We start from the raw sequence: 23,700 nt of genomic DNA on the forward strand, positions 1-23,700 counted from the left end.
AGAAATCGAACATCTATTCGGCACTCAATTGGGTGAATCAATGAACGGAAGTCGGCTACCCTCAGCTTCGTCAGGGACGCCGAGAACCCCGTACGCAGCAATGCGTACGGGATTTGGGCGCGGAATCAGCAGGGGTCAGTCGCGGGCAGCGAAGAAAGCGCGAATGTCGCCGGCGAGGAGGTCGGGGCGTTCCAGGGCCGCGAAGTGACCGCCTTCCTCGAAGCGGCTCCAGTGCACGATGTTCGTGTTATCGCGTTCGGCGAAGGTCTTGATGGTCTGGAAGTCGTCCTTGAACACCGCCACGCCGGTCCGCGCGTCGCTCACCCGCGGTTCGGCCTCCGCGCGGGCGTTCTCCAGGTAGCTGCGGCTCATCCCGGAAGCGGCGTTGGCGAACCAGTTCACGCTCACCTCCAGCAGGATCTTTTCCAGTGGCACCAGCGAAGTCCCGTTGCCGAAGGAGTTGAACAGCTCGCTGTAGGCGAGTAATCCGATCGGGGAGTCACTGAGGCCAACGGAAACCGTTTGGGGACGCGAGGCGTTCATCGTGTTGTAGCCACCAACTGATTGAAACCATTGCATGTGCGCGAGACCGGCGTGGTCGGCCGGGTCGAGGCGCTCGAACTCTGCCGGGTCGCCGGACGGGAACGAGAACAGCTGCAGGACGTGCAGGCCGAGGAAGCCCTCCGGGTTCAACAAGCCGAGCTCCCGGGCGGTCATCGCGCCGTTGTCCGAGCCGTGGATTCCGTAGCTCTCGTACCCGAGGCCGCGCATCAGCCGGTCGTACGCGGCGGCGACGCGGGCGACTGTCCAGCCGGATTCGGCGACGGGCTGCGAGAAACCGTAGCCGGGCGCGTCGGGGACGACGACGTCGAAGGCGTCCTCGGCGCGGCCGCCGTAAGCGACCGGGTCGACGAGGCGGTCGATCAGGTCGAGGTAGTCGACCGACGAACCGGGATAGGTGTGCGCGAGCAGCAGCGGCGTCGCGCCGGGGTGGGCGGAGCGGACGTGGATGAAGTGGAACGTCTGGCCGTCGATCTCGGTGGTGAAGTGCGGGAAGGAGTTGATCCGGGCTTCGGCGGCGCGCCAGTCGAAGCTCCGCCACGCCTCGATCGCCGTCCGCAGGTAGGCGTTCGGGGTGCCGGCGTCCCAGTCGTCGGTCGGCGACGGCTGCGGCAGGCGGGTGCGGGCGAGGCGGTCGTGCAGGTCCGCGAGTTCGGCGTCGGTGATCTCGACGGTGAAGGGGCGGAGGGCGAGGGAGGCGGTCGCGTTCGTCATGAGAAGAACACTAGGAGGGTATTAGGTAGGATCAGTTCCTAATAGAATAAGGAGTTTCGATGGCCGATCCGACGGCGCGGTTGCTGGCGTTTCTCGCACTGCTTCAGAGCGCGGCCGGGCGGAGCGGCAGGGAGCTGTCGGAACGCCTGGGCGTCTCGGCCCGGACGATCCGGAACGACGTCGAACGGCTGCGCGACCTGGGCTATCCCGTCGAGGCGACGCGCGGGAACGTCGGCGGCTACCGGCTCGGCTCTGGCGGAAAGCTGCCTCCGCTCCTGCTGGACGACGAGGAGGCGGTGGCGGTCACGGTCGGCCTGCGGGCCGCGGCGGGCATCTCCGGAATCGACGAGGCCGGTACGCGGGCGCTCGCGAAGCTCGAGCAGGTTTTGCCAGCGCGGCTGCGTCCGACGGTTGACGCTCTGCGGTCGACGATCGACCGCGGTCCGGAGAACGTCGGCACCGACGCGCCCGATCCGGAGATCGACAGCGCCGTGCTGCAAGAGGTCGCGCGGGCGATCCGGCACGTCGAATGGCTCCGGTTCGACTACGCGGACGAGTCGCGGCTGGTCGAGCCGTACCGGTTGCTCAGCTGGCAGCGGCGTTGGTATCTGGTCGCCCGCGATCCGCAGAACGACAGCTGGGCGACCTACCGCATCGACCTGATGGAACCGAGGATGCCGACTCGCCGCCGGTTCGAGCCGAATCCCTTGCCTGGCGGGGATTACACCGCCTTCGCGATGCGCACGATCGCGGCGAGCGGCTGGCTCGTGCACGCGCGCCTGCGCATCGACGCTCCGGCGGAGAAGGTGCTGGCGCGGATCAATCCGACGGTCGGCGTCGTCGAGCCCATCGACGAGAACCGTTGCGTGCTCGTCACCGGCGCGGACAGTTTGGACACCGTGGCTGTTTACATCGGAATGCTGATGATGGACTTCACCGTCGAGTCGCCGCCGGAGCTGGTCCCGTTGCTGCAGTTGCTGTCCGAACGCTACGGCCGCGCCGTCGCGGGAAGCTGATTCACTTGCCGCGCCGGGCAATCCACGCCGCGGCCTGGGTGCGGCGCTGCATGCCGAGCTTCGCGAGCACGGACGTCACGTAGTTCTTCACCGTCTTTTCGGCGAGGAAAAGACGTTCGGCGATCTCGCGGTTCGACAGCCCCTGCCCGATCAGCTCCAACACGTCGCGCTCGCGATCGGTGAGAGCGGCCAGCTCGTCGGTCGGCGGATGGCGCAGCTTGTCGAGCACGCGGGCGGTGCTGACCGGGTCGAGCAGCGACCGCCCGGCGGCGACCTCGCGGACCGCGTTCACCACGTCCTGGCCGCGAACCTGCTTGAGCAGATAACCCGAAGCGCCCGCCATGATCGCGCCTACCATGGCTTCCTCGTCGTCGAACGCGGTGAGCATGAGACAGGCCGGCGGAGTGGGCTTGGACCGCAGCTCGCGGCAGAGCGTGATGCCATCGCCGTCACCAAGACGAACATCCACGACCGCGACATCCGGCTCGACGTGCATGGCCACCGCGAGCGCCTCCTCGACGCTCCCGGCCTCGGCGACCACCTCCAGGTCGGCCTCGTCGCTGAGCAGGTCGCGCAGGCCCCGCCGGACGAGTTCGTGGTCGTCTACCAGCAGCACCTGAATCGGCATATGTCCAGGTTACGGGCTGTGGGGCGGTTCGTCTGCCGGTGGTGCCGCACGACACCAGGAGTTACCGCTCGCAGGCGATTCCGTCGCCGTCGCGGTCCAGCGCGGGGCGATAGCCCGGGTCGCCGCGGTGAAGCGGAGCGACCCCAGCGGCTTTCGCGGCCGCGCAGTTCTTGTAGTACGCAGCGCTCGGCTGTTCGGGTTCCGGCTGGTCCTCGACCGGGGGAGGCGGCGGGGCGGCTTGCTCGGACACGCGCGGGGCTGGTGGCGGCGCGGGCGTGTCCTTCTTCGGAGTCGGCGTCGGAGTCGGCGCAGGAGGCACCGGCATCGGCGCGGTGATCATGCCCTTGCAGGGTTCCGCCCACAATCCAGCCGCCGCTTGCTGGGCCGTGTTTGACGCGTTGCGCAAAGAGTCGGAGACGACGTTCCCCGACAGTCGGGCGTACCCGGCCGAAAGGGTCGCGGTCGCGTAGTCGGTGCCGTCGGTCAATGCGAGTGAGACGCCGTCAGTAGTGTCCGTGGTGATCTTTACTGCCGCGCCGGCGAGCTTGTTATTGGCCCAAGTAACGGTTTCCGCGGCGTAGCAGTTGTTGCCGGTCGCCACTTCGAGGCCGAGGATGCGCACGGTGCGATGGCTTCCGTCCGAACCGGCCAGGTCGAGGTTGGCGGCGTCGGTGATTTTGTCCACGGTGTACGTCACCGGTGCCGGAGAGGATGAGGTGGTCACCGCGGTCGTCGGGGGCGGAGCGACCGGCGCGGCAACCGGTTCAGGCGTCGGCGCGGGCTTTCCGAACACCGCGCCCAGAATGAAGAGAACCGCGAAGACGCTGAGGACGACCGTCAGCCAGGTCGGGAATTTCAGCTTGGGGCGCGACGGCGGCGCGGGCGTGGGATGCATTCGAAAATCCTCTTCCTGAGGCGGGTGCCGAATGGACTTCGCAAAAGCGGCGGTCAGCGTTACGCGCCAGGTCTTCCGGGAAAGGAAGAAGTCACGGATCAGTCACAAAACAAGATTTTTCCGCAGCGACTGTGACGGTTTGCGACTTCCTCGCGATGGCTAGGGGAACCGTCCAGGAGAAAGCGCATCCACGATGGCCGAGCTGATCGAACGACTGTCCCTGTCCCCGACCGGGCAGGTGCCCGCGAGCGGCACGGAATTCACCGCGATCGAGGTGAAGACGACCGGGCTGCACGCCGGTCGCGTCCTGGAGATCGCGGCGATCCGGTTCCGTGGGGACGGAATCTTCCTCGGCGAGTTCGCGACGGTCGTCGCCGCCGACCCGAACCGGGGCAATCCGCATCGCATCACCGCGGCGGAACTGGCTGGTGCACCAGCTTTCGGCGACATCCTCAGCCGGTTGTTCGATCTGTGCCGAGGCGCCGTTGTCGTGGCCCACGACCTGTCCTCGGTGTATGGCCTCCTCGCGGAGATCAGCCAGTTAGGCGTCCGGCTGCCGCCGCTGCCGGGGATCTCGCTCAAGGACACCGCGCGGGCGACGTTGCCGTTGCCCAACTACCGGCTCGCCACTATCGCCCGCGCCTTCGGCATCGAGGACTTCCCCGGTTACCTCGCCGAGCCGGCCGCCCGGGCGTGCGCGCAGGCGATGATCGCTCTCGTCGGGACGCATGGGTTGCGGCTGGCGCGACCACTGCGTTTTCCGGAACTGCCGCGATACGCGGCTGGGGCGGCGGCCCTGCGCCGGTCGGTCGACGGTGCGGAGAAGGGCTGGATGGCCGAGGCGGTGGACCGGGTTTCCGCAGGAGACGGCGGACCGGTCGCGCAGGCTTACCTCGATCTGCTCGCCGAAGCGGTCGGCGACCAATTCCTGACCGACGAGGAGGTCTCCGCGCTCGCTGGCCTCGCGGCTGAGGCTGGGATGCCCGCGGCGGAGGTCCGGCGGGTGCATGCTGGTTTCGTCGCTGAGCTGCGCCAGGTCGCGGAATCCGATGGCGTGGTCACCTCCGCTGAGCACCGCGAACTGCGCCAGGTCGCGGAGGCGCTCGGGGCGCTGGAAGTGGTGGTGGACCTCAAGGTCACCGCCGCCGGGCACAAACCGACGAGGGTCCTCGTGCTCGGCGCGACGGCGGACGCGGACCAATTGCGGGCACGGGTGCTGTCGGAGGGGTTCCAGCTGGCGAAGAACCTGACGGGCTCGGTCACGCACCTGGTGTACGACTCGGGGGTGCGCGAGTCCGAACCGCGGCTTTCCCGCGCGCTCGAACTCGGCGCGCACGTCGCGCGGCTGGACGAGGCTCCGGTGCTGTTGGGCTTCGAGAGCGCCCCGGTCCCGCAGCCGAAGCACCAGAAGGCACCGTCAGGCAGTGGCCGGCTGGTCGGGCGGGTGCTGATCGGAATCGGGTTCGTCCTGATGGTCCTCACGGTCGCCGCGATGTTCGGCGGCGCCGGGCTGGGGCCGGGGATCTTTCTGGCCGTCTTCGCGGTCGGTGCGCTGGTCGGCGGCTGGTACCTCGACGAGACGAAGCGGACCGCGGCCGGGTCACCGGGCTAGCGGAGGAAACCTCTTCTCGTTTCGGTCCACTTTCGCGTTCGCTGCCTCCAGCAGGTCGATTCCCAGCACATCCGCGAGCCGGACCAGGTACAGCATTACGTCGGCGATTTCGTCTTGGACGTTGAACTCCTGGGTCGGGTCCGCGCGCCAGTTCGCGGCTTCCTCCGGCGTCAGCCACTGGAACAGGGCGATCAGCTCGCCCGCTTCGCCGGACAGGGCCATCGTCAGGTTTTTCGGGGTGTGGAACGGTTCCCAGTCGCGGGCGGCGGCGAAGTCGCGGAGGCGCTGGGTCAGGTCGTCTAGGGTCACTGGACCTGACTATCACGCGCAGTGCTCACCTGGGGTGTACGGGTTGGGCCGAAAAGAGTACGCCGTTGGCCCACACGCCGGTTACGGGCCATACGGCAGACTGTTCGCGTGAGCGTCCCCGACCCGGTCGAGTACACCGCCAAAATCGGTGCGGTTCTCGATACTGTGCGGCGGCTGCTCGACTCCGGCAGCCGCGCTGATCTCGCGCCGCTCGCGCGGCGGGCGGTGGACGACATCGTGGGCATGCTCGAGCAGCACGGCGACCTCGCGGCGGACCTCGAGGAGCGGCTTGACCAGGCGGTCGCGTTGTATGCGCGGGCTTGTGCGGCTCGGCCGCCGGAGGCGGGGCAGCTCGCGGACTGGGTGCTGGAGGCGGCATTCAGCGGGCGGGCGGTCGCGGTGGCTGACTTCGCGGCGGCGCTCGGGGAGGCCGGGCTCGCGCGGATGAAGTCCATTGTGGACGAAGTCTTGCGCGTCAAGCAGTCCGAAAAGGTCGAGATCGCGCAGCGGCTGCAGGAGGAGATCGCCGAGGCCAGTGGGGACGTGGACGGGCTGGTCGCCATTCTCGCTGCCAAGCCGCCTCGGGTGGACGTCAGTCTCAAGATTGTCCGGGTGTTGCGGGCGGCCGGGCGGCACAGCGAGGCGATCGCTTACGCGGCGCGGGTGCTGACTCCGCAGCGGGCAGGGACGCGGCGACTGGCAGAGGCGCGGCTACCGGCAGAGAAGCCGCGGGCGGAGGCGCGACTGCGCGCAGAGAAGCTACCGGCGGAGAAGCCACAGCAGGCAGAGAAGACACAGCGGAAAGAAGCACCGCAGCAGGCAGCGGCCCCGCAAAAAGAAGACTCCATCCCCGAGTACCGCGAGCGAATCGAGCAGCTGATCGCGCAAAAAGAAGCAGCCGCGTACCGGGAAGCAGCACAGTGCCTCAAAAAACTGCGCACCTTGCACAAACAAGCGGGCACGGCGGAGGAGTTCACCGGCTACGTCGCCGAGCTGGTGAACGTCCACCGCCGTAAAACCCGATTGCTCGCGGAGATCCGGGCGGCCCGGATCGCGCTTCCGAAGAGCTAGATTTCGGCCAAGGCGGCGCGGTAGGCGTCGAGGTCGTAGTCCAGCTGGTCTTCTTCCTCGGTTTCGGTCAACTGTCCTTCTAGGACAGTCACCAAGCGGTCGAGGACCTCGGTACGGGAAAGGTCCCGCTGCAGCAGGTTCTGCGCGGCGGTCCACACCTCGGCGGGCTCGTCGTCCCACATCTGGTCCACAATGGACGTCTCAAGCGCGAGACGCAGGCCGTCGGCGCCGTCGAATTCTTCCGCGGCCAGCGACTCGTGGTACTCCGGGTGCGCGCCGATCACCAGCAGGCGGCGCTGTTCCGGGTCCCCCGGGTCCAAGTCGGTCAGTTCCTCGTCACCGATCACTGTGGACAGTTCGGGCACTGCGAAACGGCGGCGTGCCACCACTTCCAGGGCTTCCTCGGCGGACTCAGTGCCGTCGAGGTAGTCGCTGAAGTCTTCTTCCTCGTCGTCGTCCGAGAGGTACTCGCCGAGGTATTCGGTGACTTCTTCCAGCAGCGCCGCGGTGGCGATTTCGGACAGTCCGGCGCGAGCGGCGGCCCAGCCGGCCCAGGACAGCACGACCGGTGCGACTGCGTCCTCGTCTTCCAGCTCGTATTCGCCGTCCAGCAGGGATTCCAGGAACCGGGCCAGCTTCTCCGGACCGACGCGCAGCGGGTTCGCCTGTTCCACCCGGCAGCCGTGGTCCACCAGCAGGCTGGCGATTTCGCGGGCGGCGTCGGCGTCCGGCAGGTTCGTGTCGGCGAGGAACTGGGTGACGGCTCCCTCGCGCTGCTCGGCACTCCACTCGGCGACCGGCGGAACCTCAGTGGGTTCCGGCAGCGAACGCGCCCAGGTCAGCGCGATGGCGTGGAATCGGGTGTAGTCCTCGCCGACGTCCGGCTCGTCCAGGGCGTCCGTGGCGGCGATTCCGGAAACCAGCAGCCGGTGCGCGTCGGCGGGTTCGATCTTTTCCAGTACGACCAGTTCGCCGTCTTCCTCGACCTGCGAGTGCATTTCGGCGAGCACCTCGTGCGGCTCCTCGATGACCACCAGGTCGCGCACCCGGCCGCCCTCGGTGAAGTCCAGCAGCGCGAGCAGGCCGAGCGAGTGGTCGCCTCGGGAGAAGACGCACAGCAGCGAAGACTCGTCGCCGTAAACGTCCCCGGTGCGCCAGCATTCGCCGACGCTGACCTGCCCGACCTCGGCGGCCCACTCCGGCTCCGGGATGCCGCGGCCGAGCACGACGCCGAGCGCCTCGGCCGCCGCCGCACGCTCCTCTTCGGACTCGGCCAGCACCTTCAGCGCGGCCAGCAGCGCCGCCGCGCCGGGCGTGATCTTGCGCTGTGCGAACGCGATCAGCTCGAGTCCGAGCTGGCTTTCCGGTTCGTCCTCCACGACGACGTCCCGCCACTGCCCGACGACCTCGGAACCGAGCAGGTCGATGTCGAACGGACCGGGCTCGGCCGCGACCGCGGAGAAGTCCCGCAGCACGTCCTTGAACAGACCGTTGACGCTGGGGGCGGTGGGTAGGGAACTCTTCTTGCGCGCGCGGCTCACCGGACTCATGCCGCACATCTTGCCTGGACCCGAAGCTCAGGCCTCAGCTGGTCGGCTCCGCCGTGCCGCGTGCCTTGAGGCGCCGTTCGCGCAGCGCGTCGTCGAAGTCGACGACGAACGCCCCCGCGGCCATCGCGACCAGCAGCGTCAATCCCAATACCGCGCCGACCCAGGTCAGGACGATAGTCAACATCGTGGCCTCCTTCGCAGGTCAAGTGCGACATCCTGCTGCTTTCAGGGTCGCTTGCGGACCGGTGCGCTGGTATCGGCCAAGTGGTTACGAAGACGCTGGCCGATCGGTCAATTGCCCGGCGCTTGTGCAGAAGGAGACCAGTGGGACGCGTGTGGGTGACAGTCAGAGTTTCCGCAGTCGAACACGGTTGATGGCGTGGTCGGCGTCCTTGCGGAGCACGAGAGTCGCACGTGGACGGGTCGGCTTGATGTTTTCCATCAGGTTCGGTTCGTTGATGGTGCGCCAGAGGTGCCGCGCTTCTTCGCGGGCCTCGTCGTCGTCCAAACCGGCGAAGTGGTGGAAGTGCGACGCCGGGTCGGCGAACGCGGTGTGCCGCAGCTTCAGGAATCGCTCGACGTACCAATGCTCGATGTCGTCGATGTGCGCGTCGACGTAAATCGAGAAGTCGAACAAGTCCGAAACGGTCAGGCTCGGTCCGGGCTGCAGGACGTTCAATCCCTCGATGATGAGGATGTCCGGCCGCTCCACGACCTGTTCCTGGTCCGGGAGGATGTCGTAGGCGAGGTGCGAGTACACCGGCGCGGACACCCGCTCGGCCCCGGACTTCACCTCGGTGACGAACCGCAGCAGCGCGCGCCGGTCGTAGCTTTCCGGGAAACCCTTGCGGTGCATGATCCCGCGCCGGGTGAGCTCGTCGCGCGGGTAGAGGAACCCGTCGGTCGTCACGAGGTCGACGCGCGGGTGGTCGGGCCAGCGGGCGAGCAGGGTGCGCAGGATCCGGGCGGTGGTCGACTTTCCGACCGCGACACTGCCCGCGACGCCGATCACGAACGGCGCTTTGGTGTTGCGGCAGTCCTCGCCGAGGAACGTCGTGGTGGCCTCGTACAGCTGCTGCCGGGCCTTCACCTGGAGGTTGATCAGCCGCGAAAGCGGCAGGTACACGTCGGCGACCTCGGCGAGATCGATCTGTTCCCCGAGCCCGCGGAGCCGGACCAGCTCGTCCGCGGTCAGCGGCAGCGGAGTGGAGCTGCGCAGCTCCCGCCACTGTTCCCGGTGCAGCTCTACATAAGGGCTGAGTTCACGGACCCGTGTGGGCATCGCACACTCCTCGGCCGTCGCCTGCGCTGGCTCCGTCTGCGCTACTTCCGTAACGCCGTATCAACGGTAGGGCTTACCGCGCGTGAACGCGCTGTGATGTGATGCACGCACCCCTGAGCCGAGAGGTATTCGATCACCGAAGGTGACCGTTGGCCCCGAATACTTCCTGCCACGCCGCGGCGACCTGACGGGCGCACGTGGCCGGGGCCACGCCGCCGACGCCGGTGCCGAGACCGGGCATCGCGATCGTCCGCACGGCCGAGGCGACCGAGCCGGAATCCAGCTGCCCGCGCTGCCATTGCAGGAACACCGCGCGCGCCGCGAGGTACGGGTGGACGGTGTCGGCGGGCAGCCGTTCGCCGGGATCGCGCATGGTCGGCGCGCTGATCAGCCACGCCGGTTCGGACTCGCGGGTCGGGACGATCACCGACTCGCCGATCGGCAGCTCACCGCCGTAAGAAGCCAAAACCGCGCTGCGCACGCTCTGCTCGATGCCGGGGAACGCCCGCGCGTAGACCGCGTCGATCCCGCCGCGCATCCAGCCGTAGGAGTTGGCCGGGCTGACCACCGCCTGCGCGGGGATGTCGAGCACCGAACCGCGGTGCACCCGGACGGAGCCGACGACGTCCGCCACGGCGGAGCTCCACGCCGCGGCCAGCGGTTCATCGACGGCGCACAGCACCAATTCCGGCGTTCGGGGAGGATCCGGCGAAACGGCTTCCCCGTGCCCGGCGTGTGTGCCTGAGTCGGCGGTCACCGTTCCAGCATGGCAAAAAACGCCACCCGGCGTAACCGGTTTAGCCACCGGCTGTCCGAGTGAAAAGCGCCACGCGCGCGGTCGCTAGCCTGACTCCCGTGTTGCGGATCGCGTATTTCGGCCCTCAGGGCACGTTCACCGAGCAGGCCGCCCGCGCGCTCGCGCCGGGCGAGGACCTGACCCCCTACGAGACCGTCCGGCTGGCGCTGCAGGCCGTCCGCGACGGTGCCGCGGACGCCGCGTGCGTGCCGATCGAGAACTCCGTCGAGGGCGTGGTCCCCGCGACGCTCGACGGGCTCAGCGACGGGGACCCGCTCGTCGCCACGGCCGAGACGATCCTGCCCATCCACTTCAGCGTACTGAAACGGCCGGGCGACGGCGGAATCCGCACCGTGGCGAGCCATCCGCACGCGCTCGCCCAGGTGCGCGAATGGCTGGAGGCGAACCTGCCGGACGCCACCCCGGTCGCTTCGTCGTCCACCGCGGCGGCGGCGGTCGGCGTGGTCGAGGGCGATTTCGACGCGGCGGTGTCCGCGCCGGTCGCGATCGAGCACTACCCGCTGGAGGAGCTGGCGACCGGCGTCGCCGACGTCCGCGACGCGCAGACCCGGTTCCTGATGGTGCGCCGCCCCGGCGAACTGCCCGCGCCCACCGGAGCCGACCGCACGTCGATCGTCGCGGCCGCGGTCAACCGCACCGGGACGCTGTCCGATCTGCTGGTCGAACTGGCCGGCCGCGGGATCAACCTGACCCGGATCGACGCCCGGCCGACCCGCAACAACTTCGGCGAGTACCGGTTCTTCATCGACTTCGAGGGCCACGTCGCCGAACCCCGGATCATCGACGCGATGACCGCCCTGCGCCGACGCTCTCACCTGCGCTTCCTCGGTTCGTACCCGAGGGCGGACGAGGTCGCGGCCACGATCGAGGACGGCGCGGGGAACCAGGATTTCCTCGACGCGCAGGCGTGGGTCGACGCGGTTCTGAAGGGAGAGGGCGCATGAGGTTGCTGCTGGTCCGGCATGGACAGACGGAGGGCAACGTCCGCCGCGCGCTGGACACCGCGCTGCCCGGTCCGCCGCTCACCGAACTCGGCCGGGAGCAGGCCGCGGCCCTCGCCGAGGAACTGAAATCCGAGCCGATCGTGGCGGTTTACGCGTCGGAGGCGGTGCGGGCGCAGCAGACTGCGGCGCCGCTGGCCGAGGCGTTCGGGTTCGACGTGCAGGTGATCGAGGGCGTCAAGGAGGTCGACGCCGGCGATCTCGAGGGCAACACCGACATGGACTCGATCGGCGTCTACCTGCGCGTGGTGAAGGCGTGGACAGTGGGCGAATTGGACGTCTCGATCCCCGGCGGCGAGACCGGCACGCAGGTGCGCGACCGGATGCTCGGCGCGGCCAACGAGCTGCGGGCCAAGCACGAGGAAACTTCGCCGGACGGAGTGGTCGTGCTCGTCAGCCACGGCGGTGCGATCCGGCTCGCCGGGGAATGGCTGGCCGCCAACGTGCCCGCCGAGCTGGCGAACGAGGCGTTGATCCCGAATACGAAGTTCGTCGAGCTGGAAGCCCGCGACCACGGATGGGAGTGCGTGCGGTGGGTGGACACCCGCCTTTCGTGAGTGGTTGATCACTCGCTCGGGGAAACGCTGAGTGAAGCCGCATCCGGTGGGGAACTCACCGGATGCGGAGCAACCCCGTCCGGACATGGCACGTCCTCCGGAAGAGGTTCCACCCAGTTCGGCGTTCACCAGTACAGCGAGGCGAGTGAGATGGCAAACACGAAGAAACCGTGGTTTTCCCTGGTCTTCCTGTCCGCAGTGGGCGCGTCGGGGGCGCTGCTGCTTTCCGCGTGCGGCCAGGGCGCTCCCGCCGCGAGCGGGCCGGCGAGTTCGGACACCCCGTCGAGCGGCCCGATGTCGTCGGCTTCGTCCGCCGCGTCGTCCGCTCCTTCTTCCGCGTCGTCCGCGCCGAGCGGCGGCACGGCACCGGCCGAAAAGCCGCCCGCCGACAACGGCCTGTGCAAGGCGGGCGACGTTTCCCTGTCGCTCGGCGGCGGCGACGCGGGCGCGGGTTCGGAGTACCGGCCGCTGCTGATCAAGAACACCAGCGGCACGCCGTGCACGATCCAGGGCTTCCCCGGCGTGTCCTATGTCGGCGGGGAAAACGGGGCCCAGATCGGGCAGCCCGCCGAGCGCGACGGTGCCAAGGGCGCGCCGGTGAAGCTGGCTCCGGGCCAGTCCGCAGCGGCGGACCTGCAGTTCGCGCAGGCGCTCAACTTCGACCCCAGCGTCTGCAAGCCGACTCCCGTCAAGGGCCTGCGCGTGTATCTCCCGCAGGAGACGGCGTCGAAGTTCGTGCCGCTCGAGGGCACTGGCTGCGCGGGCACGAAGATCCCGGGCAAGCAGCTCGGCGTGAAGACCGTGCACAAGGCCTGACCAGCGCACCTAGCTCTGCGCGTGGGGTCAGCCCCGCGCGCAGAGCTGTTCCGCCTGGACGACGGCGGCCTGCTGGTCGCGGTTGTCGAAGCGGCTGCTGAGCACCATCTTGTTCACCGCGTCGAGGCTTTTGGCCAGCGGCTGGTAGTTGCCGTCGAAGGTCGCCGCCGCCTTGGCCAGTTCCATCGCGCCGGTGACGCGGTGCACCGAATCGTCGGACATCCGGGTGAACTGCGCCGCGTCGGCGCCCCCGGTGGTGTCCGGGATGTGCCCAGCGCGAGCGAACGCGGCACACGCGGCCGCGGCGTCGACATTCGCTCCGGCGCGCTGGCCGGACAGGCCCCACAGCAGTCCGACCACGCAGGTGCCGAGCACGAACCCGGCGACGGCGGCCAGGACGAGCGGACGGCGTGTGGCAGGAGGCGGCGACTCAAGGTCGGTGTCGCGGTCGTCGTCCGGCAGCGGCGGAGTGTCGAGCGCAGTCATCACGTACCTCCGGGCGGCCGGGGTGAGGTGCTATTTCAGCACCAAAACCGCGCCGGATCACTGCTGCGAACGGGCTCCGTCCCCGGTCGAGGCCGTTTTGTCATCGAGCGGGCGGCCGCGCAGCGCGAACAGTGCATAGGCGGTCACGAACAGCAGCAGGACGCCGGAAGCGGTGAAGGTGTCGCCCGCCGAACCGAGCAGCTTCGTGAGCAGTCCGCCGAGCAGCGCGCCGAGCGGAATCGCGCCCCAGACGACCGTCCGCCAGACCCCGAGCACCCGGCCGAGGAGCTCGCCCGGCACGAGCGTGTGGCGCGCGGTCGCGAGCACGACGTTCACCGCCACCACGGCCGCCGCGAAGACGCCGAACAGCACCGCGGACATCACCGGCTGGCGCACCAGTCCCATGCCGCCGAAGCCGAGCGCGCAGAACAACACCCCGCCGACCAGGACCGTCCGCCGTCCGACGCGCCGGACCAGTCGCGGCGTCAGCCCGGCTCCGAGCAGGCCACCGGCACCGCCGACGAACGCGAAAGCACCGAAGGTGGCGTCGGACAAATGCAGGTCTTCCAGCGCGTACAGCACCAGCTGCGCCTGGGCCAGTTCGCTGATCAGGCTGAGCAGACCGGCGATCGCGAGCAACCGCAGCAGCAGCGAATGCCGCCGCAGCCAGCGGAAGCCGTCCGCGAAGTCCGCCCGGATGTGCGACTTGGTCTCCTGCCTCGGCTGGTAGCTGCCCGCCATGCCCAGCAGTACCGCGGCACCGACCGCGAACCCGACTGAGGAGAGCAGGAACGGGAAGACCGCGAACATCGCGAAGGTGGCGCTGCCGACTGGGCCGCCGAGGAACGTCTGGCCAACGATTTCGCAGGCCTGCAGCTTGCTGTTGGCACTCTCCAGCCGGTCCGCCTCGACCAGCGCGGGCGGCAGCACGTTCGCCGCGCTCTCCGCGACCGTCTCCGCGATGCCCACGAGCAGCGACGCCACGTAAATCGTCCAGATCTCCACCGACCCGAACGCGAGCAGCGCGGTGACCCCGGCGACCACCAGCGCGCGCACCGCGTTCGCGGCGAGCATCGCCTTCTTGCGGTCGATCCGGTCGACGAGCGTGCCCGCCGGGATCGCGAACAGCAGCCACGGCAGGAACTGCACGGCCGACAGCGCGGCGATCTCCACCGGATCGCGGGTCAGCGTGGTGGCCAGGAGCGGGAAGGCGACCTTGGCGATGCCGTCGGCGAGGTTCGACGTGCCGCTCGAAGCGAGCAGCCAGCGCAGCCGGCCGTCCGTCGTCCGATGCGACACAAACCACCTCACGAAAACCGGAAACTGCCTGATCAGGACAGTCTAAAGAGATCAGCCGCGTTCCGTGACGCTTTGGTGACCTTCGGTGTTTTCCGTGGTGGCGCCGCGTTGTTGAGCAGGGAAGAGCAACGGGCTGGCGGGGTTCCGCCGGAATCAGCCCCAGCCGAGTTCGTGCAGCCGCTCGTCGTCGATGCCGAAGTGGTGGCCGAGTTCGTGCATGACGGTGATCAGGACTTCCTCGACGACGTCGTCCTCGGTGTCGCAGATGTCGAGGATCGGCTCCCGGTAGATCGAGATCCGGTCCGGCAGCGCGCCGCTGTAGTGGCTGGTGCGCTCGGTGAGCGCGATGCCGTGGTAGAGCCCGAGGATGTCCGGCGCTTCCTCGTTGAACTCCTCGACCAGCACCACGACGTTGTCCATCGCCGCGGCGAACTCCGCGGGCACCTGGTCGAGCGCGTCGGCCACGAGTTCCTCGAACCGGGCCTGGCTCATCTCGACGGGCACTGCTCAGTTCCCGCCGGAACCGGAACTCGGCGGCGGGCTCTGCTGCTGGCCAGACGACCCGGAGGACCCGCTCTTCACGCTGCCGGTGACCGCCTGGAACCCGCTGCCGTCCTGCAGCGTGGCCGCGACCTTGCAGTTGACCTTGGTGGACCCGGCGTCCCAGCTCTCCTGCTCGCGCGAGTCCCAGCCCAGCGTGAGCTTCTTCGAGGAGAGATCGGAGCTGCCGGTGTAGTCCTTCGCGGCCTTGTTGCACTCGGTGTCGAGCCAGGACTTCTGGTCGTCCAGCTTCGGGTAGCCGTCCTTGAAGTGCGAGGCCAGGTCGAGGGTCGCGATCATTTCGTAGGAGTGCGGCTTGCCGCAATCGACCGGGTCGCCGACGCCCTTGCCGGCCAGCGCGAGGCAGGTGCCCGGGGCCCACACCATCGACTGGTCCTGGGTCTTCGCCGCGCCGGTGGTGGGCTGCAGGCCGCCGCCCGGACCGGCGAACTGCAGGCCGCAGCGCAGCTGGCGGTCGCCGCCGGACCACTGCGCCGACGTGGGCCGCAGCAGGTTGGTGGTGAGCTTGCCGTACGGGTCGAGCGCGTGGCCGAGGTACGGCCGCACGTCGCTGTTGCACTGCTGCTGCGCGATGTCCTGCCACTGGTCGAGGCTCGGGAACGGAGCCTGCTGCGGGAACTTCGCGCCGATGTCGACCACGGTGGTGACCTCGAACAGGTGCGGCTGGGCGCACGGGACCGCGTGCGCGTCCGAGGCGTCCTTGGCGTTCCAGGTCAGGCAGGTGCCCGGCGGCGAGTGGAACGCCTGCTGGGCGGCCTCGCTGAGCTTGCCCTCTCCGCCGCCGGCGCCGCCGGCGAGCGTGTCGGTCCAGGAGAAGGCGACGCTCAAGGCCAGCGCGATGACCGCGCCGAAGAACACCCCGGCCATCACCACGCGGGTGGTCAGGGTCTGCATACGCGAAGGGAACCGCTCCGAGCGTTGAGACATCGATACCCATGATGCCCGCGCCGCATGAACCGCGCGTGTGCCGGGTCGATTAGGGTGGAACGCGGGGTTTGCAGTGCTGGGGGATTACGGAGCGCACATGACGCAAGACGACAACAGCGGCGCGCAGCCGACCGAGGAGCAGAAGAAGCCGGGCTCGATGCGTTTCCAGGACGCGAGCACGCAGCCGCGGCAGCCCTCGGTGGCCGAACAACGGGCCCGCAAACAGGCCATCGCCGACCAGGAACGCGAACGGCAGGAAGCCCTCGCGGCGCGGGAGGCGGCGGACGCGAAGGCGGCCACGAAACGCAAGATCCTGATCGGCAGCGGGGTCACTGTCGGTCTCGTCGGGCTGGTCGCGACGTTCTACACGATCGCGAAGCCCGCCGAGGTCACCGCGTCCTGCGTCACGTCCGACGGGGTCATCCAGGACGACAAATACTGCTCTGACGACTACGTGACCGCCAACCACGGGCACTACAGCGGCGGGTTCTGGATCATCCCGCTGTCGGGCGGCGGGTTCACCCAGTACCGCTACAACTACGGCGGCACCGGGAACGTCGGCCAGCACGTGGCCGGCGGCAGCTACACCGCGCCGTCGGGCAACACCAACGTTTCGACCAAGTCGGGCACCAGCGTCCAGCGCGGCGGGTTCGGCATCAGCGGCAAGAGCGGCACCTCCGGAGGCACCGGCGGGACCGGCAAGAGCGGAGGCTCGTAGGTGTATCGGGACCGGCGGGAGCCGCGCCGCGAATGGCAGCGGATCGTCGAAGAGCAGGGCCTGGTCTACGGCACCCCGGCACGCGACGGCACCGGCAAGCCGCGGCCGTACTGGGACGAGTCGGTGCACTACGTCTTCGACATGGACGAGGTGCTCTCGCTCGAGGCGGACGTCGAACTGCTGCACTCGATGTGCCTGGAGGCCGTCGACAACGTCGTGACCACCGAGCAGTACCAGCGCTTCGGCATCCCGGAGTGGGTGTGGCCGCACATCGCGGAGTCGTGGAAGCGCCAGGACCCGCACGTCTACGGCCGCTTCGACCTGCGCTACGACGGCAAATCGCCGGCCAAGCTGCTGGAGTACAACGCGGACACGCCGACCACGCTGCTGGAGGCGTCGCTGCTGCAGTGGCACTGGAAGACCGACGTCTTCCCGGAAGACGACCAGTGGAACTCCATCCACGAGAAGCTGGTGGAGCGCTGGGCGGAGATCGGCGGCAAGCTGCCGTCGAACGAACTGCACTTCACCTGGTCCGCGGCCGACCCGAGCGGCGAGGACCACGTGACCACGGCGTACCTGCAGGAGACCGCCGCCGAGGCCGGGCTCGACACGGTCGGGCTCGCGATCGAGGAGATCGGCTGGGACCCGGTGCTCAAGCGGTTCGTCGACCTCGCCGAGGCGCAGATGTCCACGGTGGTGAAGCTGTACCCGTGGGAATGGGTCGTCGACGAGGAGTTCGGCAAGTTCGCGATCGAGACCATGCCGCGCACGCTGTGGGTCGAACCGCTGTGGAAGATGCTGCTGTCGAACAAGACGCTGCTCGCGGTGCTGTGGGAGAACTATCCCGGGCACCCGAACCTGCTGCCCGCGTTCGCTGACGACCCCGGCCTGCTCACCGAGTACGTGCGCAAGCCGAAGCTCGGCCGCGAGGGTGCGAACGTGCAGATCGTGGCCACCGGGTACGAGACGCAGACGGACGGCGTGTACGGCGCGGAAGGCTACGTCTACCAGGCGTTCGACCCGCTGCCGGAGTTCGACGGGTACCGGCCCGCGCTCGGCGCGTGGATCGTCGGCGACCAGTCGGCGGGCCTCGGGATCCGCGAGACCAGCGGGCTTGTCACCGACGACGGTGCGGCGTTTGTCCCGCACCGGATTCCGGAGTCGTGATAAAACCCTGGATGTCCGATTTGCTGAGCTGACTCGGCCATCCAGGGAGACTCCGTGTCCACGACGCTCGCGCTGCCCGCAACGTTCGGTTCCGACCTCGTGCGCGGCATCGGCGCGATCCTGCTGTACGGCATCGTCGGCCTGCTGCTGATGTTCGCCGGCTTCTACGCGATCGACTTCACCACGCCGGGCAAGCTGTCGAAGCTCGTCACCCGCGGGCTGCCGAACGCGGTGATCGTGACCGCGTCCGGGCTGCTGTCGATGGCGTTCATCGTGGTCGTGGCGATCTACAGCTCCGCGAGCGACCTGACCGCCGGGCTGATCACCTCGCTGGTCTACGGCCTGATCGGGGTCATCGTGCAGGTGCTGGCGGTGCGGCTGCTGGAGTGGGCGACCCGGATCGATGTCGGGTCCACGATCCAGAGCGAGAAGTTCGCGCCGGCGAGCGTCGTCGTCGCGGCGGCGCACCTGGGGCTCGGGCTGGTCGTCGCGGTAGCGATTTCGTAGCGTTCGCGCACTGCCGCGCGGTCCCGTTCCCACTAACGTGGGAACCGTGCGATTGCTCAGGACGCCGGAAGACCGGTTTGCGGATCTGCCCGACTTCGCGTTCGAACCTCAGTACACCGACCTGTCCGACCCGGACGGCGGCCTGATCAGAGTCGGCTACGTCGAGGCGGGACCCGCCGACGGGCCGCCGGTTCTGCTGCTCCACGGCGAGCCGAGCTGGTCGTTCCTCTACCGGAAGATGCTCCCGGTGCTCGCCGACGCCGGGCTGCGGGCGATCGCGCCGGACCTCGTCGGGTTCGGGCGGTCGGACAAGCCCGCGGAGATCGTCGACCACACCTATGCGCGGCACGTGGAGTGGATGCGCCGGTTCTCGTTCGACGTGCTGGGGCTGAACGGCGTCACGGTCGTGGGGCAGGACTGGGGCGGGTTGATCGGGTTGCGGCTGGTGGCCGAGAACCCGGGGCGGTTCGCCGGGGTGGTCGCGGCCAATACCGGATTGCCTACCGGGGACGTGGATATGCCGCCGGTGTGGCATAAGTTCCGGGAGGCGGTGGAGGGCGCGCAGATTCTCGACGTCGGGCGGTGTGTGCAGGCTGGGTGCCAGACGCCGCTGTCGGAAGAGGTCCGGACGGCTTATGACGCGCCATTCCCGAACGAGATGTACAAGGCCGGGCCTCGGGCCATGCCTGGGTTGGTTCCCACTCGGCCGGATGACCCGGCGTCGGAGGCTAACCGGGCGGCTTGGGCGACGTTGACTGAGCTGGACGTGCCGTTCTTGTGCGCGTTCTCGGACGGGGATCCGATCACCGGGGCGATGGGGCCGATTTTGCAGCGGTCGATGCGCGGGGCGGCCGGTCTGGACCACCCGACGATTGGTGGGGCCGGGCACTTTGTGCAGGAGGACGCGGGGGAGACGCTCGCCGAGCACGTGGCCCGCTTCGTCCGCCGCTGACCTCGCCTCGCTCGCCAATGAGGTTTTCGCAGTAGCGCGCCGGGGGTTCTCGGCGCGCGATGCCGAGGTCCGTGAGGGGAACCCTGAGGGACTCTGATTCCCTCAGGGTTCCCCTCACGAACCTTTCGCGACGACAGAGCCACGCAACTCGCCTCGCCAGCCGGTGCACCCACATGCCTGGCCCAGGACCGCCGCGCACCGCACTACTGAGAAACCCCAATGTGGCGTTGGGTGCGTGTGGCGCACCGAATGCCACATTGGGTGCATGTGACGCACCCAATGTGGCATTGGGGCGCAAGCCGGGTCAGGACAGGACGGCGAGGGAGTCGAGCAGGATTTGCAGGCCTTCGCCTGCTTCGGATTCGGTGAGGGTCATGGGCGGTCCGATGCGCAGGACGTTTTTGTGCAGGCCGCCTTTTCCGATGAGCAGGCCGCGCTTTTTTGTTTCTTCCAGCATTTGTTTCGCGGCAACGGTATTCGGCGTCGTGGTGCCGGGTTCGATCAGTTCGACGCCGATCATCAAACCCTTGCCGCGTACCTCGCCGACAAAGGGGCTGTTCGCCGCGCGCAGGCCCCGCATCAGCTGGTCGCCGCGGGCTTTGCAGTTCGCTTGCAGGTCGTGGTCGTCGATGTAGTCCAGGACGGCCAGCGCGCCCTGCATGGACACCGGGTTGCCGCCGAAGGTCGAGAAGGACTCTGCTGTGAAGCAGTCCATGACGTCGCCTCGGGCGACCACTCCGCCTACTGCCAGGCCGTTCCCCAGGCCCTTCGCGAAGGTCATCATGTCCGGCACCACGTCGTGGGCCTGGATGCCCCAGTAGTGGTCGCCGGTGCGGCCCCAGCCGGTCTGGACCTCGTCGGAGACGAAGAGGATGCCGTGGTCGTCCAGGACCTCCTTCATCGCCTTGAACAGGCCGTCCGGCGGGGAGCTGAAGCCGCCGACGCCCTGGATCGGCTCGGCGATCAGGCAGGCGACATCGCCCGCGGTGGCGGTCTCCAGGAGTTCGACCAGGTCGGCGACGCAGGCGTCGATGTAGGCCGCGTCGGGGAGGTCCCGGAAGGGGCTGCGGTAGCGGTAGCCGCCGTGGACGTAGTTCACCTTGATCGGGCTCAGGGACGACGCGGACCAGCCGCGGTTGCCGGTGATCGCGACCGTGCCGAACGAGCGGCCGTGGTAGGAGTTCCGCATCGCCAGTACCTGGTTGCTGCGGCGGTACTGGGTGGCGAGCATCAGCGCGGTGTCGTTGGCCTCGCTGCCGGAGTTGGTGAAGAACACCTTGGCGTCCGGGATGCCGGAACGCTCCGCGATCCGCTCGGCCAGCTCCACCTGCGAGCGGATCAGGTACAGCGTCGAGGTGTGCAGGACGCCGGTGTCCAGCTGCTTGCGGACGGCGTCGCTGATCGCGGAGATGTCGTAGCCCATGGCGTTGGTGAGCACGCCGGCGAAGAAGTCGAGGTAGGTGCGGCCGGCGGAATCGGTGAGCCGGCGATCCTGCGCGTGCACGATTTCGATCGGCTCGTCGTACAGCAGGGACATCCAGGACGGGAGCACCGCGCGGTGGCGCGAGAGCAGGTCGTCGGTCATGTGAGTTCCCTCCGCTCCGGGTTCTAGCGAGTATGGGGAGCGCGGGAAACGGGCGACAACGATCAGACTGTCGGGTTGTCTTCGGGGCGCCGCACAGTGTGTACGGGAAACCGCGTCGAAGTCGTGGCTGGCCTGCGACTACCCTTCGGTGCGTGATTGACCCCAGGACTCTGCGCGAAGACCCGGAAGCCGTGCGCGCGTCGCAGCGTGCCCGTGGCGAGGACGAGGGAGTGGTCGACAAGCTGCTCGACCTCGACACGCGCCGCCGCTCTGCGATCGCCACCGCCGACAAGCTGCGGGCCGAGCAGAAGTCCGTGTCCAAGCAGGTGCCGAAGGCCTCCCCGGAGGAGAAGCCCGCCCTGCTCGCCCGCGCCAAGGACCTGTCGGCGCAGGTCAAGGCCGCTGAGATCGAGCAGAACGAGGCCTCGGAGGAGTTCGACCAGCTCTTCCGCATCCTGCCGAACCTGGTGCACCCGGACGCGCCGATCGGCGGCGAGGACGACTTCGCGGTGCTGAAGACCGTCGGCGAGGTGCCGTCGTTCGACTTCGCCCCGCGCGACCACCTCGAGCTGATGGAAGGCCTCGGCGCGCTCGACATGGAGCGTGGCGCGAAGGTGTCGGGCTCGCGGTTCTACTTCCTGTCCGGCGTGGGCGCGCAGCTGCAGCTCGCGCTGCTGAACATGGCTGTGGCGCGCTCGATGGCGAACGGCTTCACGCCGATGATCACGCCGTCGCTGGTGCGCCCGGAGATCATGGCGGGCACCGGCTTCCTCGGCGCGCACTCGTCGGAGGTGTACCGGCTGCGCGACGACGACCTGTACCTCGTGGGCACGTCGGAGGTCCCGCTCGCGGGCTACCACTCGGACGAGATCCTCGACCTCGGCTCCGGTCCGCGCCGCTACGCCGGCTGGTCGTCCTGCTACCGCCGCGAGGCCGGGTCGTACGGCAAGGACACCCGCGGCATCATCCGCGTGCACCAGTTCGACAAGGTCGAGATGTTCGTCTTCGCCAAGCCAGAGGACGCCGAGTCCGAGCACGAGCGGCTGCTGGGCTGGGAAGAGGACATGCTGGCCGCGATCGAGGTCCCGTACCGGGTCATCGACACCGCGACCGGCGACCTCGGCACGTCCGCCTACCGCAAGTACGACTGCGAGGCGTGGGTCCCGACGCAGGAGACCTACCGCGAGCTGACGTCGACGTCCAACTGCACCACGTTCCAGGCCCGGCGGCTGTCGGTCCGCTACCGCGACGACAACGGCAAACCGCAGACGGCCGCCACGCTGAACGGCACGCTGGCGACCACGCGGTGGATCGTCGCGATCGTGGAGAACCACCAGCAGCCCGACGGTTCGGTCCGGGTGCCGGTGGCGCTGCGTCCGTTCCTCGGCGGGCTCGAGGTGCTGGAGCCGGTCAAGCGCTGAGCGGCCGAGTTCCGTTGGTCCGTGAGGGGAACCCTGAGGGAATCTGATTCCCTCAGGGTTCCCCTCACGGACGTCCGCTGGAGCAGGAGGCCAGCGGCCAGTCCCGGAGTTCCGTGATCGTCGGGTTGTTCCTTCCGGTTCCGCGGGTGCCGAACCGCACTGGTCAGTAGGGTGCGGTTCGGAGGAGGCAGCTGATGAGGTTCAAAGGAGCGGCGGTCGCCCTGGCGGCGGTCGCGATGCTGCTCGCCGGGTGCACGCAGCAGGTGAGCGGCGTGGCTTCGCCGGTGCCGGGGCAGGGGCCGGTCACGCCGGTCGTCGACCCGTGCGCGCTGCTCGACGCGAAGCAGCTCGCCGGGCTCGGCTACAAGCCGCCCGGCCGGTCGGTGAAGGCCAGCAAGGCGCAGCGCGCGCCCGCGATGTGCCTGTGGACCGCGACGGACACCGAGCACACAATCGTCATGTCCGTCGGCTGGTCGGTGGACCTGAGCCTCGACGACTACCTCCAGGGCGCCATCAAGAAGGCCGACCCGGTGCAGCTCGGCGGTTTTCCGTGGACGCGCTACGCCGGGTTCATGGGCGGCAGCTGCGACCTGTACACGACGCTCGGGCCGAAGTCGTTCGCCTTCGTGAGCGTGTCCTTTTCGGACGAAGCGCAGGCGTGCGAGCGCGCGAAGAAGGTGATTCCGCAGGCGGCCGCGCATCTGCCGGGCGGGCAGCCCGCGCCGCCGATCGCGCCGAGCACCCCGCCGGAGGGCACCGCGCCGACCGGGCCGCTCGCGTCGGTCAACCCGTGTCAGCTGCTGAAGCCGGAGCAGGCGCAGCAGCTGAAGATGGCGCCGAACGGCGAGCTGGACAGCTCCAAGGTCATCTCGCCGAACGTGACCTACTGCCTGTGGAAAGACACCGACGGCGACGGCGGGCAGAAGCCGTTCGAGGTCTGGGTCGGCCCGGACGTGCCGCTGAAACGCTGGCCCGGCATGGACGTCGCGCCGACCGAGCAGATCGACGCGAACGGCCGGAAGTGGTCGCTGTTCCCGAACTTCAACGATTCCGGCGGCGTGATCTGCGCGGCCGGGCTCGCGGTTTCGGACACCGCCTCGATCCAGATCGTCAGCGGGCAGCTGGCGGACAAGAACAGGGCGTGCGACGTGATCAAGGCCGGAATCCCGATGGTGTCGGGGAATCTGCCTGGCTGAACCGTCTACATGGGACTTTCCAGCTGAAGAGACGTGAAGGGCCCCTTGAGGG

At 68.7% G+C, this 23,700-nt stretch carries 25 protein-coding genes; 12 read left to right on the forward strand and 13 right to left on the reverse strand.

The features are described from left to right. Positions 1 to 135: 135 nt before the first annotated feature. Positions 136 to 1,275, reverse strand: coding sequence for an epoxide hydrolase family protein (locus tag ACFORO_RS22395; protein WP_377874084.1), 1,140 nt, complete (start codon positions 1,273 to 1,275; stop codon positions 136 to 138). A gap of 59 nt (positions 1,276 to 1,334) precedes the next feature. On the opposite strand from ACFORO_RS22395, the gene ACFORO_RS22400 reads away from it, so the two are divergent. Beyond that, positions 1,335 to 2,291 carry a helix-turn-helix transcriptional regulator gene (locus ACFORO_RS22400; protein ID WP_377874083.1) on the forward strand — a complete coding sequence of 319 codons (957 nt, stop codon included), beginning with the start codon at positions 1,335 to 1,337 and terminating at the stop codon, positions 2,289 to 2,291. 1 nt (position 2,292) lies between these two features. Here ACFORO_RS22400 and ACFORO_RS22405 read toward each other — a convergent pair whose 3' ends face one another. Together ACFORO_RS22405 and ACFORO_RS22410 are read right to left on the reverse strand one after the other, a co-directional pair. Beyond that, positions 2,293 to 2,919 carry a response regulator transcription factor gene (locus tag ACFORO_RS22405; RefSeq protein WP_354748631.1) on the reverse strand — a complete coding sequence of 209 codons (627 nt, stop codon included), beginning with the start codon at positions 2,917 to 2,919 and terminating at the stop codon, positions 2,293 to 2,295. 61 nt (positions 2,920 to 2,980) lie between these two features. After that, a complete protein-coding gene (locus ACFORO_RS22410; RefSeq protein ID WP_377874082.1) occupies positions 2,981 to 3,814 on the reverse strand; it encodes a thermonuclease family protein in 834 nt (277 codons plus the stop codon). Positions 3,815 to 4,007: 193 nt separating this feature from the next. Between ACFORO_RS22410 and ACFORO_RS22415 the strand changes: the two genes are divergently transcribed. Further along, positions 4,008 to 5,426 carry a 3'-5' exonuclease gene (locus tag ACFORO_RS22415; protein ID WP_377874081.1) on the forward strand — a complete coding sequence of 473 codons (1,419 nt, stop codon included), beginning with the start codon at positions 4,008 to 4,010 and terminating at the stop codon, positions 5,424 to 5,426. Here the strand turns inward: ACFORO_RS22415 and ACFORO_RS22420 are convergent. Then, positions 5,415 to 5,735: a nucleotide pyrophosphohydrolase gene (locus ACFORO_RS22420; protein ID WP_354748625.1), complete on the reverse strand. Its 321-nt coding sequence runs from the start codon at positions 5,733 to 5,735 to the stop codon at positions 5,415 to 5,417. The two genes, ACFORO_RS22415 and ACFORO_RS22420, sit on opposite strands and share 12 nt — an antisense overlap. Before the next feature lie 108 nt (positions 5,736 to 5,843). Here ACFORO_RS22420 and ACFORO_RS22425 point away from each other — a divergent pair, with 108 nt between their 5' ends. Then, a complete protein-coding gene (locus tag ACFORO_RS22425) occupies positions 5,844 to 6,806 on the forward strand; it encodes a hypothetical protein (RefSeq protein WP_377874080.1) in 963 nt (320 codons plus the stop codon). On the opposite strand, the gene ACFORO_RS22430 is transcribed toward ACFORO_RS22425, so the two are convergent. The 4 genes from ACFORO_RS22430 to ACFORO_RS22445 form a co-directional block, all read right to left on the reverse strand. Continuing rightward, positions 6,803 to 8,356 carry a hypothetical protein gene (locus tag ACFORO_RS22430; RefSeq protein WP_377874079.1) on the reverse strand — a complete coding sequence of 518 codons (1,554 nt, stop codon included), beginning with the start codon at positions 8,354 to 8,356 and terminating at the stop codon, positions 6,803 to 6,805. The two genes, ACFORO_RS22425 and ACFORO_RS22430, sit on opposite strands and share 4 nt — an antisense overlap. 34 nt (positions 8,357 to 8,390) lie before the next feature. Beyond that, positions 8,391 to 8,540 (reverse strand): hypothetical protein, encoded by a 150-nt coding sequence (locus ACFORO_RS22435; RefSeq protein ID WP_344281886.1) that lies wholly within the window; start codon positions 8,538 to 8,540, stop codon positions 8,391 to 8,393. Between the two features lie 162 nt (positions 8,541 to 8,702). Then, a complete protein-coding gene (coaA, locus tag ACFORO_RS22440; RefSeq protein WP_354748620.1) occupies positions 8,703 to 9,638 on the reverse strand; it encodes a type I pantothenate kinase in 936 nt (311 codons plus the stop codon). A gap of 133 nt (positions 9,639 to 9,771) precedes the next feature. Next, on the reverse strand, positions 9,772 to 10,395 hold the full coding sequence (locus ACFORO_RS22445; protein ID WP_377874078.1) for a macro domain-containing protein: 624 nt from the start codon (positions 10,393 to 10,395) through the stop codon (positions 9,772 to 9,774). A gap of 98 nt (positions 10,396 to 10,493) precedes the next feature. Here ACFORO_RS22445 and pheA point away from each other — a divergent pair, with 98 nt between their 5' ends. From pheA to ACFORO_RS22460, 3 genes are all read left to right on the forward strand, one after another. Beyond that, a complete protein-coding gene (pheA, locus tag ACFORO_RS22450; RefSeq protein WP_377874077.1) occupies positions 10,494 to 11,399 on the forward strand; it encodes a prephenate dehydratase in 906 nt (301 codons plus the stop codon). Next, positions 11,396 to 12,013: a histidine phosphatase family protein gene (locus ACFORO_RS22455; protein WP_377874076.1), complete on the forward strand. Its 618-nt coding sequence runs from the start codon at positions 11,396 to 11,398 to the stop codon at positions 12,011 to 12,013. The genes pheA and ACFORO_RS22455 overlap by 4 nt, the downstream gene beginning before the upstream one ends. A gap of 150 nt (positions 12,014 to 12,163) precedes the next feature. Then, positions 12,164 to 12,829: a DUF4232 domain-containing protein gene (locus ACFORO_RS22460; RefSeq protein ID WP_377874075.1), complete on the forward strand. Its 666-nt coding sequence runs from the start codon at positions 12,164 to 12,166 to the stop codon at positions 12,827 to 12,829. 27 nt (positions 12,830 to 12,856) lie between these two features. Here the strand turns inward: ACFORO_RS22460 and ACFORO_RS22465 are convergent, their stop codons facing one another. From ACFORO_RS22465 to ACFORO_RS22480, 4 genes are all read right to left on the reverse strand, one after another. Next, positions 12,857 to 13,315 carry a hypothetical protein gene (locus ACFORO_RS22465; RefSeq protein ID WP_377874074.1) on the reverse strand — a complete coding sequence of 153 codons (459 nt, stop codon included), beginning with the start codon at positions 13,313 to 13,315 and terminating at the stop codon, positions 12,857 to 12,859. A gap of 57 nt (positions 13,316 to 13,372) precedes the next feature. Further along, a complete protein-coding gene (locus ACFORO_RS22470; RefSeq protein WP_377874073.1) occupies positions 13,373 to 14,614 on the reverse strand; it encodes an MFS transporter in 1,242 nt (413 codons plus the stop codon). 153 nt (positions 14,615 to 14,767) lie between these two features. Then, positions 14,768 to 15,118: a metallopeptidase family protein gene (locus ACFORO_RS22475; protein ID WP_344281862.1), complete on the reverse strand. Its 351-nt coding sequence runs from the start codon at positions 15,116 to 15,118 to the stop codon at positions 14,768 to 14,770. A 3-nt stretch (positions 15,119 to 15,121) separates the two neighbouring features. After that, positions 15,122 to 16,102, reverse strand: a complete 981-nt coding sequence (locus tag ACFORO_RS22480) for a septum formation family protein (protein WP_377874072.1) — start codon at positions 16,100 to 16,102, stop codon at positions 15,122 to 15,124. A gap of 97 nt (positions 16,103 to 16,199) precedes the next feature. Between ACFORO_RS22480 and ACFORO_RS22485 the strand changes: the two genes are divergently transcribed. The 4 genes from ACFORO_RS22485 to ACFORO_RS22500 are packed head-to-tail and all read left to right on the forward strand — an operon-like array spanning position 16,200 to position 19,446. Beyond that, a complete protein-coding gene (locus tag ACFORO_RS22485) occupies positions 16,200 to 16,820 on the forward strand; it encodes a hypothetical protein (RefSeq protein WP_377874071.1) in 621 nt (206 codons plus the stop codon). Then, positions 16,821 to 17,987 carry a glutathionylspermidine synthase family protein gene (locus tag ACFORO_RS22490; RefSeq protein WP_377874070.1) on the forward strand — a complete coding sequence of 389 codons (1,167 nt, stop codon included), beginning with the start codon at positions 16,821 to 16,823 and terminating at the stop codon, positions 17,985 to 17,987. A 54-nt stretch (positions 17,988 to 18,041) separates the two neighbouring features. Further along, positions 18,042 to 18,494, forward strand: a complete 453-nt coding sequence (locus ACFORO_RS22495; protein ID WP_344281850.1) for a DUF350 domain-containing protein — start codon at positions 18,042 to 18,044, stop codon at positions 18,492 to 18,494. Between the two features lie 37 nt (positions 18,495 to 18,531). Then, positions 18,532 to 19,446: a haloalkane dehalogenase gene (locus tag ACFORO_RS22500; RefSeq protein WP_354748598.1), complete on the forward strand. Its 915-nt coding sequence runs from the start codon at positions 18,532 to 18,534 to the stop codon at positions 19,444 to 19,446. Between the two features lie 304 nt (positions 19,447 to 19,750). Here ACFORO_RS22500 and ACFORO_RS22505 read toward each other — a convergent pair whose 3' ends face one another. Beyond that, entirely contained in the window at positions 19,751 to 21,031 is a 1,281-nt protein-coding gene (locus ACFORO_RS22505) for an aspartate aminotransferase family protein (RefSeq protein ID WP_377873015.1), read from the reverse strand. Positions 21,032 to 21,183: 152 nt separating this feature from the next. Between ACFORO_RS22505 and serS the strand changes: the two genes are divergently transcribed. Beyond that, on the forward strand, positions 21,184 to 22,452 hold the full coding sequence (serS, locus tag ACFORO_RS22510; RefSeq protein WP_377873014.1) for a serine--tRNA ligase: 1,269 nt from the start codon (positions 21,184 to 21,186) through the stop codon (positions 22,450 to 22,452). A gap of 194 nt (positions 22,453 to 22,646) precedes the next feature. After that, positions 22,647 to 23,648 (forward strand): DUF3558 family protein, encoded by a 1,002-nt coding sequence (locus ACFORO_RS22515; protein ID WP_377873013.1) that lies wholly within the window; start codon positions 22,647 to 22,649, stop codon positions 23,646 to 23,648. The last annotated feature ends 52 nt before the right edge of the window (positions 23,649 to 23,700 follow it).

Source organism: Amycolatopsis halotolerans (assembly GCF_042647905.1).
Lineage (GTDB): Bacteria > Actinomycetota > Actinomycetes > Mycobacteriales > Pseudonocardiaceae > Amycolatopsis > Amycolatopsis halotolerans.